Source organism: Flavobacterium arabinosi (assembly GCF_048158725.1).
GTDB classification, from domain to species: domain Bacteria; phylum Bacteroidota; class Bacteroidia; order Flavobacteriales; family Flavobacteriaceae; genus Flavobacterium; species Flavobacterium arabinosi.
The window spans coordinates 651,555-665,932 of the sequence record NZ_JBLNKX010000001.1 but is presented as its reverse complement, the minus strand read 5'-3'; the positions used below and the strand labels follow the sequence as shown (position 1 = coordinate 665,932).

Genomic DNA, 14,378 nt, shown 5'->3' with positions numbered 1-14,378 from the left:
AGTATTTTTTGTAACTTTACTAAAAACTCACTACCATGCTATCAAAAAACATAGAACTTGCGCTTAATCATCAGATCCGTATTGAAGCGGAATCATCTCAAACTTATCTTTCTATGGCTTCTTGGTCAGAAACCCATGGTTTGGAAGGAATTTCAAAATTTATGTATGCACAATCTGACGAAGAACGGGCGCACATGCTTAAATTGGTCCGGTATATAAATGAACGAGGTGGCCATGCAAGAGTAAGCGAATTAAAAGCTCCAAAAATTAGTTATGAAACATTCAAGGAAATGTTTGAAGAACTTTACAAACACGAAATTTTTGTTTCTGAATCCATTAACGAACTGGTGCACATTTCGTTTTCAGAAAAGGATTATGCCACACACAATTTTTTGCAATGGTATGTAGCCGAACAAATTGAAGAAGAAGCCCAGGCTAAGCTTATTTTAGACAAAATAAACCTAATTGGGGATGACAAAGGTGGTTTGTATTTGTTTGACAGAGATATTCAACAAATGGCTTTAAATAGTTCTACAACTAAAGCCTCTAAATAGCCAAACAATTTTTGGAATTTATAAATAATATAACTTGATTTTAATTCTTTGAAAATTGGGTAAAAAGAAAAAAAATAAAGAAAAGAAAAAGGATAAAAAAGAGTCCCATAAAAAAGATGTTCCTAAGGGTAAACTCAAGTCAAAATGTTGTGAAAATTATAAAAAAGGGGAAGACAAGCGTTGCAAACGTTGCCCTAGATTTGATTTAGGCAAAAAAAAAGAAGATTGATTTTACAAAACAAAAGACCATCGATGTTTATCGATGGTCTTTTGTTTTGTTTCCGTATTTTAAATGCTATTTAAACCCTATTTCCCTAAAAGAAGCACATCATTGACAACTACTTCCGTAATATAGCGTTTCTCACCATTTTTATCATCGTAACTTCTGTGGGTCAATTTACCTTCTATGGCAATTTCTTTTCCTTTGGTTACATATTTCTCAATGATTTCAGCGGTTTTTCCCCAAGCTACAAGTTTGTGCCATTGGGTTTCTTCTACTTTTTCTCCTTTGTCGTTTTTGTAGCTTTCGTTTGTAGCTATTGTAAAATTGGCTAGTTTTTTTCCTCCGTCAAATGTTTTGATTTCCGGATCATTCCCTACGTGTCCAATTAACTGTACTTTGTTTCTTAATGCATTCATGGCGTGTAAATTTAAATGTTAGTGTATATACGTTATTTGTTGAATCATTGTTTCAAATCAACATTGCAAAGATGCTGCGGGCTTCAAAAATTATTCGGTTACTAACTGTTTACTTTCGGTTGTAACTATTTGTAAACGTTTGTAAGTGGGAATATTTGATTATATTTGATAGAAATCAACTTCTTATGCAAGCGAAAATAAAAAAAGTAGAATTACGAAATCTAGAACTTGACGACTATAAGCAGTTAAAAAAATCTATGGTGGTATCTTATCCGGAGTTGGTGGATTCGTATTGGAAAGAACAAGATATTGAGAAATTACTGGATCTATTTTCTGAAGGACAATTAGTAATTTTAGCCGACGGAAAAGTGGTTGGCGCTGCACTATCATTAATTGTGGACGAGGTTTTAGTTGACAAAAATCCTAATTATGCTAAAATAACCGGAAATTTTACTTTCTCGACACACAACCCAAAAGGAGAAATATTGTATGGAATTGATGTATTCATTCATCCTGATTATAGAGGTTTGCGACTTGGCAGACGATTGTATGATGCCCGAAAAGAATTGTGTGAAAAATTAAACCTAAAGGCTATCGTTTTTGCCGGAAGGATTCCAAATTATAAAAAATACGCTGAAAAGCTGACTCCAAAAAAATATATCGAAAAAGTAAAACTAAAAGAATTGCATGATCCCGTGCTTTCCTTTCAGTTGAGTAATGATTTCCACGTAATGAGAATTATGAAAAACTATTTGGCGGGAGACACCGATTCCAAAGAATTTGCTGTGCTATTAGAATGGAACAATATTTATTACGATGAAAGCCCTCAATTAATAAACACCCAAAAAAGTATCATTAGACTTGGCTTAATTCAATGGCAAATGCGTCCGTTAATAAACATAGACGCCTTATTTGAACAGGCTGAATTTTTCATTGATGCCGTATCCGGTTATAAAAGTGATTTCGCCCTTTTTCCGGAGTTGTTTATTGCCCCTCTTATGGCAGATTACAATCATTTATCGGAACCTGATGCCATTAGAGAGCTTGCGAAATATGCAGACCCCATTCGCAAAAAATTTCAGGAATTTGCTATTTCTTATAATATTAATATCATTTCAGGAAGCATGCCTTATTTAGAAAATGGCACTTTGTACAATGTTGGGTTTCTTTGCAAAAGAGACGGAACTTCTGAAATGTATTATAAGATTCACATCACTCCAAATGAAGTGCTGCATTGGGGAATGAAAGGCGGCTCACAAATTAAAACTTTTGACACCGATTGCGGAAAAATAGGAATCATGATTTGTTATGATGTTGAGTTTCCAGAACTTTCCAGATTATTGGCCGATGAAGAAATGAATATTTTATTTGTACCATTTTTAACCGATACACAAAGTGGCTATATACGAGTAAAACACTGTGCGCAAGCCCGAGCAATAGAAAACGAATGTTATGTTGCCATTGCGGGATGTGTGGGGAATCTTCCAAAAGTGAACAATATGGATATTCAATATGCACAAACGGCGGTATTTACGCCTTCGGATTTTGCATTTCCCAGCACCGGAATAAAAGCGGAAACGACGCCTAATACCGAAATGACTTTGATTGTAGATGTCGATTTAAATTTACTTAAAGAGCTTCACGAACATGGAAGCGCCAGAATCTTAAAAGACCGTAGAACTGATTTATACGAAATAAAAAGAATCAATCCATGAATAAAACCTGTTTAGAATGTGGAGAAAAGATTGTAGGCCGGGAAGACAAAAAATTTTGCAGCGACGGTTGTCGTAACGCTTATAATAACAAGATAAATAAGGACAGCACAAATTTCATGCGCAATATCAACAATAAGTTGCGCAAGAATTACCGCATTCTATCCGAACTTAATGTTGAAGGAAAATCAAAAACCACTAGAGCGAAACTCCTAAGCAAAGGTTTTGATTTTGAATTTTTTACCAATATTTTACAAACCAAAACAGGAAATACCTACTATTTTCTGTACGACCAAGGCTACCTACCCTTGGACAATGATTTTTATATGTTAGTCAAAAAAGATATTTAATACCACAACCCCCAAATCTATCTAACCAATAATGAAAAAAGATTATTCCTCCATTTTTGCCAGTTTACTCATCCTAGTCATTCTAGGATTGATTTATTTTACGATGATGCCCCATTGGACTTCGGATGATGAAGGTCCACTTTCTGAATTTTCAACCAAAAGAGCTTTGGTTCAAGTGAAAGCCATTTCAAAACAACCCCATTACGTAGGCTCCCAAAATCATGAAGTCGTAGCCAAATATCTCCAAAAAGAACTCAACAAACTTGGATTAGAAACGGCTGTTCAAGAAGGTTATACGTTGAGTGATTGGGGAAATCTGGTAAAATCTAAAAATATATTGACCCGAATAAAAGGAACCAATAGTTCTAAAGCTTTACTGTTGCTTACACATTACGACAGTGCCCCGCATTCCTATTCTAAAGGGGCAAGTGATGCAGGTTCCGGTGTCGCGACAATATTGGAGAGTGTCCGTGCTTTTTTGTACAATAAAACACCACATAAAAATGACATTATCATTCTGTTTTCGGATGCGGAGGAATTGGGATTGAATGGCGCAGCACTTTTTGTAACCCAACATCAATGGGCAAAAGAAGTAGGTTTGGTACTGAATTTTGAAGCACGCGGTTCTTCAGGACCGAGTTATATGTTGATGGAAACCAACAAGGGAAATGCAGGATTGGTGAAAGAATTTGCTGCTGCAAAAGCGACTTTTCCGGTATCAAATTCCTTGATGTATAGCATTTATAAAATGCTGCCCAATGATACTGATTTGACCGTTTTCAGAGAACAAGGTAATATTCAAGGCTATAATTTCGCCTTTATTGATGACCATTTTAATTACCACACCGCTCAGGATGACGTCAATCATTTGAACAAAAACACCTTAGAACATCAAGGCACATACTTAATGCCTTTACTAAATTACTTTTCGAATGCTGATTTGATTAACACACAGGCCACTGATGACAATGTTTATTTTACTATTCCATATACTTTTATAAGTTATCCTTTCAGTTGGGTTTTACCAATGGTTGTAATCGCATTGGCGCTGTTTGTTTTACTGTTATTTTTAGGAAGAGCCAAACGCATTTTATCCCTCAGGGAAATAGGCAGAGGATTTATTCCGTTTTTAGCCTCCCTAATCGTTACCGGATTAATTACTTTTTTTGGATGGAAAGCATTGCTGAAAGTGTACCCGCAATACAACGATTTACTCAACGGATTTACCTACAATGGACATGCTTATATTGCTGCCTTTGTACTTTTGGCTCTTGCTATAAGTTTGGCATTCTACAGCCGCTTTTCGGCTAAAAAGGTAACGATGAATCATTATGTAGCACCATTATTTTTATGGATTATTATCAATGGAGGTCTCGCTTTTGCTTTACAAGGCGCAGGCTTTTTGATTATTCCGGTTTACTTTGGGCTATTTATATTTAGTGTTTTTATTGTTACCCAAAGATCTAATAAAACACTAAATCTTGTTTGCAGCATTCCTGCTTTGATTATCATAGTGCCATTTATCCAAATGTTCCCTATCGGTTTGGGATTAAAAGTGCTGTTTGGAAGCGCCATTCTTACCGTTTTAACTTTCGGTTTATTGTTGCCAGTTTTTGGGGCTTTCGCCAAAAAGGGAATCTGGTCATTTGTGTTTTTTATACTCTCTATCGGCTTTTTTGCGAAAGCGCATTCGGAATCGGGATACGAATTTGGAAAAGCCAAATCAAATAGTTTGTTGTACATCTATAATGCCGATACGAACCAAGCCAATTGGATAACGTATGACACCAATCTTGATTCCTGGACCAAAAGTTATTTAGGCGAAAACCCGAAAGAAGCAACAGCAATGGAAGACACACCATTGTTCAGCAAATACAATTCCGGATTTACTTATCAAGCAGATGCACCTATAAAAGCATTGAAAAAACCAACTATCGAATTTCTTGAAGATAAAATTGTAGGCAATCAAAGATATTTAAAAATACGAATCTCCCCAAATCGAAACGTAAACCGTTATGATATTTTTGCCAATGAAAAAATGGCTTTTCATAATTTCAAAGCAAATGGTGTAACCTCTTTAGGTCAGAAAAATTCATTATACCAACGAAAAGGAAAGAAATTATTGAGTTACTATGTAGTTGACAATGCCCCTTTGGAAATGCAATTCAGCATTAATGCTTCTGCTGTTTTAGACATGGAATTAATGGAAAGTTCTTTTGATTTAATGACCAATCCTTTATTTGGAATAGTAAAAAGAGAAAACTGGATGATGCCAACGCCTTTCGTTTTGAATGATGCACTAGTGATTAAAGAAAAAATAAAACCGAGTCCAGTAGAGGTTATAAATTCTTTGGATAGTGATATTGCAAATCCCGTTGTGAAAGATAGCTCGACGATTGTGAGAGACAGTTTGAAATAATAAATAATTATGGTATTTGGTCACAAATTGTAACTGCATATCAATTTTAAAAGAAGATTACAAAAAATAAAAATGACAAAAATTAGCATTCTGGGTTGTGGTTGGTTGGGTTTACCTTTGGCGAAAGCCTTATTGGGAAAAGGATTTTCAGTAAATGGATCGACGACTTCAGTGGAGAAATTATCAGTGTTGGAAAACTCAGGAATCAATCCGTTTCTAATTGCGCTTTCAGAACGTAAAGTTGATGGAAATATAGCCGCTTTTCTGGAAGAATCAGAAATTTTGATAGCTGATGTTCCGCCTAAACTTCGTGGTTCTGAAAAAGAAAACTTCGTTTCAAAAATCAGAAATGTCATTCCATTTGTAGAAAAATCTTCGATCAACAAAGTGCTTTTCATCAGTTCCACATCGGTTTATGGTGATACACATACTGTCGTTACTGAAGAAACAGCACCTCAACCGGATACCGAAAGCGGAAAACAATTACTGGAAACAGAGCAGCTTTTGCAGAGCAATGAAAACTTTAAAACTACTGTACTGCGTTTTGGTGGTTTAATTGGCGAAGACCGACATCCTATAAAATTTTTGGCTGGTCGTGAAAACCTCGATAATCCGGACGCGCCTATAAATCTAATCCATCAGGAAGATTGCATAGGAATTATTCTAAAAATCATTGAGAATTACTCTTGGGATGAAACCTTCAATGCGGTAACATCATCTCATCCTTCACGAGAAAGGTATTATACCCAAAAAGCTATAAATTTGAATTTGCCGTTACCAAAATTTAATCATTCGGCGCCATCAATAGGGAAAACCATTTTGAGTAATAAAATAGAAACTGTTTTAAATTATACTTTTACCAAACCAAATTTATAAAGTGAGAACTAAAATTAAAAACGCTTTTTCATCTAAAGTCAACGCGATTGGATTACCCATATTAGCATTGTGTTGGGTCAGTTTTTTTTGGGGCACCACATGGATTGCTTCAAAAGAAGGGGTAAAACATATGCCAGCGATACAACTTGCCGCCATCAGACAATTTATAGCTGGGTTACTTTATATTTCCTTTTTTATGTTTAAAAAAACCCCTTGGCCAAAAGGAAAACAGTGGAAAACAATTATTATTCTCAGCATCCTAAATTTCGTATTAAGCAACGGGTTAAGCACTTGGGGCGTAAAATACATCAGTAGTGGCCTAGGTGCCATTATAGGTGCTCTTGTTCCTTTATGGGTTGTCATCATCAGCTTTTTTAGAGGTGAACGACTGGCACGATTAGCAATTATTGGCTTGATAGTCAGTTTTGGTGGTGTGTGCGTAATTTTCTATGATCATCTAAGCGATTTCCTACTCCCTGATTTTAGGTTTGGGATTTTTATTTCGATAATTGCTACTTTAACTTGGGCATTTGGATCTTTATATACCAAGAAGAAAGCAGCTAGTTTTAATCCTTATTTTAGTTTAGGATTGCAAATGTTCCTGTCCAGTATTTTACTTTTTGCCTTTACAGGCGCAACTGGTACATCCGTCAGTTTAAGTTCTATTCCCATGATCTCCTGGTTATCAATTGCTTATTTGATTATCATTGGTTCTATTCTTACTTTCATTGCCTTTATCTATGCGCTTCAAAACTTACCTGCAGAAATAAATAGCATTTATGCTTATATTAACCCAATTGTGGCCGTAATTCTAGGCACAATTATTTTTGGAGAACAGCTTACTATTGCAATAGGCATAGGAGGTGGGGTAACATTATTCGGATTGTATATGGTGAATTATTCCTTGAGAAAAGGGCGCAGATAAAATATATATTATTGGTCATTGTCTCATGCTGAAATAAGTTGGCGCAAAATCGACTTATTACTTTCATCAATTGTATTTTAAATTTCACAACTATTAGATTACGATTTTAATTGAGAAGCGGGTTTTTGGTTGTTTTTTATCCATTTTTATCAGAAAAGCAACGATCTTAAACAAAAAATTCACTAACTTTAATACGCCAAAACCAAAAAAAGGATCAACAGCGAAACCCATAAAAAAACTGAAGTGAAAATCGGTTCGTCGCTTATTTAAAAGAAGGCCCAAGATGGAGTCCGACTTTGGACGCTGGTGCTTGCCCAATACATCAGATAATAAAATTATTTTTAAGATATAGAAGAAGAAAATCCTAAACTTCGAGCTATAAAAGGTAAGGACGTAAATAGAAAAATTAAACACTCGTTACTATCCAAACGCTATACTTAGAGCACGATAAACACTTATACTGAGGCATTAAAATCGTTTTTGGTTTTCTACTATAAAAACAGTTACCGAAATCACCTAAGATGTGATACTTTACAATACTAGTTTTATCCTTAAAAATAATTTATCAGCATGTTTTCAAAACCAAATTGTAAATGCGATAAAACTATTTTTCAAGACCGTTGTATTAAAAAAAAATGAAAATTGAGCAAAGCCATCGACCAAAACATACTAGAGCCAGTGGTCCTTTAAAAGGTAACAGGAGGAAATATTTTATAGCGTTGATTGAGATTATTTATTCATAACTCAAAAGACAGTTTTTTATCAATTATTAATAAAAAAAGAAATCATGAAAAAGTCTTTATTTATTATATTGGTTCTCACAGTAAATATAATTTTTGCACAACGAATAGTAACTGGGGTAATAACCGACAAAACAAACAGACCTCTTGAAAGTGTAGAAGTTAGTGTAAAAAATACTGACCTAAAAACTTTTACAGATGCCGCTGGAAAGTATTCCATTGAAGTGCCGATAACTTCTGGAATACTTGAATTTGCAAAAGAAAATTTCAAAGTTCAGGTGGTTGAAATCACCAGTGATATGGTAAATTTAAACATGACATTGATCGCTGGAGTTGACTTATTTGAACTCAGTTTAGAAGAACTGATGAATATTGAAGTTATAACTGCTTCGAAAAAATCAGAAAATCAGAAAATTGCACCTGCAACAATTTATGTAGTCACTGAAAAAGATATTATTGAAAACGGCTACACTGATTTAACAAATTTATTAGAAAACGTTCCGGGTGTGGTAGCTATAAGAACCGACCATTTTACTTTTGGCGGACAACGTGGTTTTTTAAGTAATTTTTCGCAAACGATACTGTTGGTAAACGGACGAGAAATGCAAAATTTATTTGCTTCCGAAACATTTATTTCAACACAATTTGCAACGCATAACATAAAACAGGTTGAAATTCTGCAAGGTCCGGCTTCTGCTCTTTATGGTGCAAATGCTTTGGTTGGTGTTATAAATATCATCACAAAAAATGATTCCTCTGATTTTAATCAAACAGAGTATCATGCTGGAGTTGGAACACAAGGAACTCAATCTCAAAGCTTCGTTTTTGGAAAAAATTTAAAAGATTTTCGTATTAGTGGGAGTTTTCGATATTTCCGCAGCAATCTTTGGGATTATAAAGATTTTATAAAAGACACCATAAATTTCAGACAAGGAGTTCCTTCTAACGCATTTCCCGTAAACCAAGAATTTAAACAGACTAGCTGGTCGCTTCCATATGCTGCAAAAATTTCTTACAAAGGCTTTTATGTGGGAATAGAGGGTTATGAGCTTAAAGGCAGTAAAGGACTTGAAAATATTTCGTTAGATTACACTAATCAAAGTGATTACCGTCAATTAGCCTTGTATTATGTCGGTATGGAAAAAGAAATTAATGCCAAACTTAAAATTAATACAGAACTTCAATTTTATAAAGAAAGATTCTGGGGGGTAAACTACACTTTTGACAACGCTATCTATGACACTCTTGTGAAAAATGGGCATAATCCGGACTTACCTCTTACAGATCATGAAATTAAAGACAATTTTATGATGGCATATTCACAACAATCGAGTTCAGGTTCAAAACGATATAAAGGAAATATACAATTAAATTATGTTCCAAGTCAAACGGTATCTATTATTGGTGGTTATACTTTTGATATGTTTGATTTGTTAGGTTTAGCTCGTTCTACAGATAGATTAAATTTTAGTTTTGATGAAACACGCTCCATCGAAAATAGAATGCGCAAACCATTTTTTCGTCAGTATAAAAATTCACTGTTTTTACAATTACAAAAAACACTTTTTGATAAATTATATATCACCTTGGGCGGACGATTTGATCACCACAATATTTATAAATCAATTTTCACCTTTCGCAGTGGTTTGGTTTACACACCATTTCAAAAAACTTCAATAAAATTTCTTTTTGGCCAAGCTTTCCGTGAACCTAATATTTTTGAACTTGGTGCCTCATCGGTAAATAATGTGGTTAATGAACTTGATCCGGCACGTATGAATACTTTTGAAGTTGGAATTAACCAATCGTTTACAAGTAATTTATTAGCAAATATTGTTGCCTACAAAAATATAGCAACAAATTTTATTGAACCTACCGAAACGGGAGGGTTCATAAATTCAAGTAATGTGATAAATGTCTTTGGTGTTGAAAGCCAATTATTTTATAAAACAGGAAAGATTAAAACTGAAATTGGTTATTCTTATGTTAAAAAAGATGCTGACGATTATGCTGGGGTGAGCACCGTAAATCTTGGTGTTTATACGCACAGAATAACCGGAGGCTTGACTTTTAATGCAACTGATAACTTTACAATCAATTCAAGAATCAATTATTATTCTCAAATTCAAGCAAAACATGGTAATAAGGACATTACACAAATAATTACCATCCCATCTTTTGCTAAGGTCGATCTGACATTTTCTTATGTAAAAATAAAAGTGTACGATGCCGAAATTACTACACAATTACTAGTTACGAATGTGTTTGATTCCCAATTTTATCAACCCAATATAAGAATAGGTGGTCCAAAACAATTTTTACAGCATGGAAGACAACTGTTTTGTAATTTAATAGTTAAATTTTAAAAATGATAAAGGAATGCAATAGTATTTGTACTAAAAATACAGTTGTTTTTTAATTTTTTTGACATTGAAATTTGATAAAATTAAAAGAGATTCTTTTTTAAAATTACCTTTTTGTATTTTTGTCTCAAATTACTTTTATGAAATCTATTTTTTATAAATACCGAAAGTTCTTTGGTGTTTTATTAGTCTTTTCTATCCTAACAATTTACTTGTTTTATGTGGCTCTAAAACCAAGTAAAACACTACCTATTTTTAATCCCTCAGATGTAAACCCAGAATTAGTAGACAGTACCGTTCAATACATCAGTAAATACCATACCATTGCTGATTTTTCATTTGTAAACCAAAACGGAAAAACCATCACTCAAAAGGATTACGAAGGAAAAGTATATGTTGCTGATTTTTTCTTTACTACTTGTGGTTCTATTTGTCCAAAAATGACAACTAATTTAGCCGAAGTTCAAAAAGCAATTATTAATAATCCAAAAGTAATGTTGCTATCCCATACCGTTTTTCCAGAAACTGACAGCGTTCCCGTTTTAAAAGCGTATGCGATAAAAAATGGAGTTGTTGACAGCAAATGGAACTTGGTAACCGGCGATAAAAAAACTATTTACACCATGGCACGAAAATCCTATTTGGCGGTCAAATTAGGAAGACCGGAACAATTGTACGATATGGTTCACACCGAGAATTTTGTTTTGGTTGACACTAAAAGACGCGTTCGTGGTTTTTATGACGGCACTAAAAAAGAAGACATGAAACGTTTAATAGAAGATGTTAATTTTTTGTGTACCGAATAAAAAAGATTAAAAATTTGTATTCCAGCCGTTTCCTTTCTATATCAGTCCAATATACAGCAGCAATTTACCCTTTTTAATTTATTCAAATAAGTTACAAAAATGATAATTATCATTTGTTTTGGTATTATAATATGTACTTTTGCAATCTTAATTCAATCTAAATAAGTCTTGCGAACAACGATACAATCCCTCAAAAAAGGCGAAAAAGCCATTATCAAAGATTTTGATATTGATATCGTTCCTTTGAAACTATTAGAAATGGGTTGTTTACCCGGAAACATGGTAGAATTACTTCAAATTGCTCCTTTTGGAGATCCTTTATATTTAAATATTAATGGTTCACATGTTGCTATTCGTATAGAAACGGCGAAAGAAATCGAAGTTGAAATCATGAAAACCAACTTATGGTAAGCAATCGAAACATTAATGTCGCTCTTATAGGAAATCCTAATGTGGGTAAAACTTCCGTTTTTAATCAATTGACAGGTTTAAACCAACAAGTGGGTAATTATCCCGGAATTACGGTTGAGAAAAAAATTGGATTTTGCAAATTACCCAATAATGTAAAAGCCAATATTCTAGATTTACCAGGAACTTATAGCTTGAATGCCAGTTCCATTGACGAGAATGTCGTTATTGAATTGTTACTGAATAAAAATGACAAATTATACCCAGACGTAGCTCTTGTAGTAACCGATGTAGAAAATTTGAAACGTAATTTACTTCTTTTTACACAAATAAAAGATTTAGAAATCCCCACTATTCTAGTCATAAACATGGCTGATAGAATGACATATAAAGGAATAACACTAGATATTCCTTATCTTGAAGAGCATCTCAAAACCAAGATTGCATTAATCAGTTCCCGAAAAGGTTTTGGAATCGATGAATTAAAGAAATTGATTGTCACTTACAAAACAATTTCAAGCGAACCTTGTTTGAATGCATCCAGTATTGATCCTGAATATTTCAATACACTTCGAAAAACATTCCCAAATCAATTGTTGTATAAATTATGGTTAGTCATTACACAAGATGTAAATTTCCTGAATTTAGATCGTAATGAAATCCGAAGTTCGTTGACCAAATCGCATTCGGATTTGAAACGTTTACAGCAAAAAGAAACCATAAAACGCTATCAGTTTATCAACGATGTGCTGAAAGTAGGATTAAAAGTAGATGAAACTATCGCTAAAGATTTCCGAAGTAAACTCGATCGTGTGCTCATGCATAAAGTTTGGGGTTATGTAATTTTCTTTTTGATTTTATTCGTGATTTTTCAATCTATTTTCGAATGGTCCAAAATTCCTATGGATTTCATCGATAGCACTTTTGCATCGTTGAGCTCTCTCACTGCTGAAAAATTACCCGCAGGAGTTTTAACCAATTTAATTTCACAGGGAATTATCCCCGGAATTGGCGGAATTTTGATATTTATACCACAAATTGCCTTCTTGTTTATGTTCATTTCCATTCTCGAAGAAAGTGGCTATATGAGCAGAGTAGTTTTCCTAATGGACAAAATCATGCGAAAATTTGGTTTATCCGGTAAAAGCGTTGTACCGCTTATTTCAGGAACAGCCTGTGCAATTCCAGCGATTATGGCAACTAGAAATATAGAGAATTGGAAAGAAAGATTAATCACCATACTTGTAACTCCTTTTACAACATGTTCTGCCAGGTTGCCTGTTTACGCCATCATTATTGCACTTGTAATTCCTGATACTCGCGTTTTTGGAATTTTGAATATGCAAGGAATGACCTTAATGTTATTGTATCTTTTGGGTTTTGGAATGGCGATTTTTTCGGCTTACATTTTAAATAAGATTCTAAAAATAAAAGGGAAAACCTACTTTGTTGTTGAAATGCCCAATTATAAATTACCGCTTTTCAAAAACGTGGGAATTAATGTAATCGAAAAAACAAAGGCCTTTATTTTTGGTGCAGGAAAAATCATATTAGCAATTTCCATCGTTTTATGGTTTTTGGCTTCATACGGACCTGGAGAGAAATTCAATAATGCCGAAACTATTGTTGTTGAAAAAACCAAAGAGAAACCGTTGTCAAAAACAGAATTTGATAATGCAGTTGCCTCACAAAAATTAGAAAATTCTTATATTGGTTTAATGGGAAAAACTATTGAGCCTGCGATTTCTCCTTTGGGGTATGACTGGAAAATAGGTATTGCCATTATCAGTTCGTTTGCGGCCAGAGAAGTATTTGTGGGAACATTAGCAACGATTTATAGTGTTGGTGGCAGTGATAATGAGGTCACCATAAAGAATAAAATGGCTGCTGAGATCAATCCTGAAACAGGAAAGAAAATATTCAATTTTGCTTCAGGGATATCGTTATTGTTATTTTATGCTTTTGCATTGCAATGTGCAAGCACACTTGCCATTACCAAAAAAGAAACTAACAGTTGGAAATGGCCATTAGGACAACTTATATTCATGAGTGGCTTTGCCTATGTTGTAGCATTTATTGCCTATCAAATTCTAAAATAAATTTATGGATATTCAGGAAATTATAGCTTTTGTAGCGCTCGCGATTGCACTTGCTTTTTTAATCCGAAAATTCTTTTTCAAAAAGAAGAAATCAGATAAAAATTGCGGTAATGATGATGATTGTGGCTGTCATTAAAATTGTTTTCTAAATTCATTTCATTTTTAAACTTTAAGAATGAAGAGACAATTAAACTGGACTAATTTAAAAGAATAAAATCCACCCATTAATTTAAACTATTTGATTTAAATTAACTAAATTTACATAATATAAAAGCGCGTTTTAGACTCAAAATCAGTCACTTCCATTTTTATTTAAAAAAAATGTTTTGTGATTTGTGTTTGAATCAAGATGCTTTTGAACATAATTTCAGGACTTTTAGCTTTACTCCTACCCAGCAATTGGAATTATAGAACCACTATGAATTGGTAATCGGTATCTTTTAATAATTTAAAGGAGAAAACTACAAGAAACCTCGATATAGCACCT

At 33.8% G+C, this 14,378-nt stretch carries 13 protein-coding genes; 12 read left to right on the top strand and 1 reads right to left on the bottom strand.

Translation table 11 applies throughout. The features are described from left to right. The first annotated feature begins 35 nt into the window (after positions 1–35). The gene (locus ACM55K_RS02700; RefSeq protein WP_416848705.1) at positions 36–554 is read left to right on the top strand and encodes a ferritin; all 519 of its coding nucleotides are present in this window, start codon (positions 36–38) and stop codon (positions 552–554) included. Between the two features lie 55 nt (positions 555–609). Continuing rightward, positions 610–783: a hypothetical protein gene (locus ACM55K_RS02695; protein WP_416848704.1), complete on the top strand. Its 174-nt coding sequence runs from the start codon at positions 610–612 to the stop codon at positions 781–783. A gap of 77 nt (positions 784–860) precedes the next feature. Here ACM55K_RS02695 and ACM55K_RS02690 read toward each other — a convergent pair whose 3' ends face one another. Then, a complete protein-coding gene (locus ACM55K_RS02690) occupies positions 861–1,193 on the bottom strand; it encodes a single-stranded DNA-binding protein (RefSeq protein WP_131477309.1) in 333 nt (110 codons plus the stop codon). 185 nt (positions 1,194–1,378) lie between these two features. Here ACM55K_RS02690 and ACM55K_RS02685 point away from each other — a divergent pair, with 185 nt between their 5' ends. The 10 genes from ACM55K_RS02685 to ACM55K_RS02640 all read left to right on the top strand — a co-directional run bounded on the left by ACM55K_RS02685 (position 1,379) and on the right by ACM55K_RS02640 (position 14,027). Further along, on the top strand, positions 1,379–2,908 hold the full coding sequence (locus tag ACM55K_RS02685) for a GNAT family N-acetyltransferase (protein WP_416848703.1): 1,530 nt from the start codon (positions 1,379–1,381) through the stop codon (positions 2,906–2,908). Then, positions 2,905–3,255, top strand: coding sequence for a hypothetical protein (locus ACM55K_RS02680; RefSeq protein WP_416848702.1), 351 nt, complete (start codon positions 2,905–2,907; stop codon positions 3,253–3,255). The genes ACM55K_RS02685 and ACM55K_RS02680 overlap by 4 nt, the downstream gene beginning before the upstream one ends. Before the next feature lie 103 nt (positions 3,256–3,358). Further along, positions 3,359–5,674, top strand: coding sequence for a M28 family peptidase (locus ACM55K_RS02675; protein WP_416848976.1), 2,316 nt, complete (start codon positions 3,359–3,361; stop codon positions 5,672–5,674). Between the two features lie 72 nt (positions 5,675–5,746). Next, positions 5,747–6,550, top strand: a complete 804-nt coding sequence (locus tag ACM55K_RS02670) for a Rossmann-fold NAD(P)-binding domain-containing protein (RefSeq protein WP_416848701.1) — start codon at positions 5,747–5,749, stop codon at positions 6,548–6,550. Position 6,551: 1 nt separating this feature from the next. Further along, complete coding sequence (locus tag ACM55K_RS02665) at positions 6,552–7,475, top strand: DMT family transporter (protein WP_416848700.1); 924 nt, start codon at positions 6,552–6,554, stop codon at positions 7,473–7,475. A 787-nt stretch (positions 7,476–8,262) separates the two neighbouring features. After that, a complete protein-coding gene (locus ACM55K_RS02660) occupies positions 8,263–10,581 on the top strand; it encodes a TonB-dependent receptor (protein ID WP_416848699.1) in 2,319 nt (772 codons plus the stop codon). Positions 10,582–10,718: 137 nt separating this feature from the next. Then, entirely contained in the window at positions 10,719–11,384 is a 666-nt protein-coding gene (locus tag ACM55K_RS02655; RefSeq protein WP_416848698.1) for an SCO family protein, read from the top strand. A 168-nt stretch (positions 11,385–11,552) separates the two neighbouring features. Beyond that, positions 11,553–11,795 (top strand): FeoA family protein, encoded by a 243-nt coding sequence (locus tag ACM55K_RS02650; protein WP_039108275.1) that lies wholly within the window; start codon positions 11,553–11,555, stop codon positions 11,793–11,795. Then, entirely contained in the window at positions 11,789–13,891 is a 2,103-nt protein-coding gene (feoB, locus tag ACM55K_RS02645) for a ferrous iron transport protein B (protein ID WP_416848697.1), read from the top strand. The genes ACM55K_RS02650 and feoB overlap by 7 nt, the downstream gene beginning before the upstream one ends. A 4-nt stretch (positions 13,892–13,895) precedes the next feature. Beyond that, on the top strand, positions 13,896–14,027 hold the full coding sequence (locus ACM55K_RS02640) for a FeoB-associated Cys-rich membrane protein (protein WP_416842136.1): 132 nt from the start codon (positions 13,896–13,898) through the stop codon (positions 14,025–14,027). Positions 14,028–14,378: the final 351 nt, after the last annotated feature.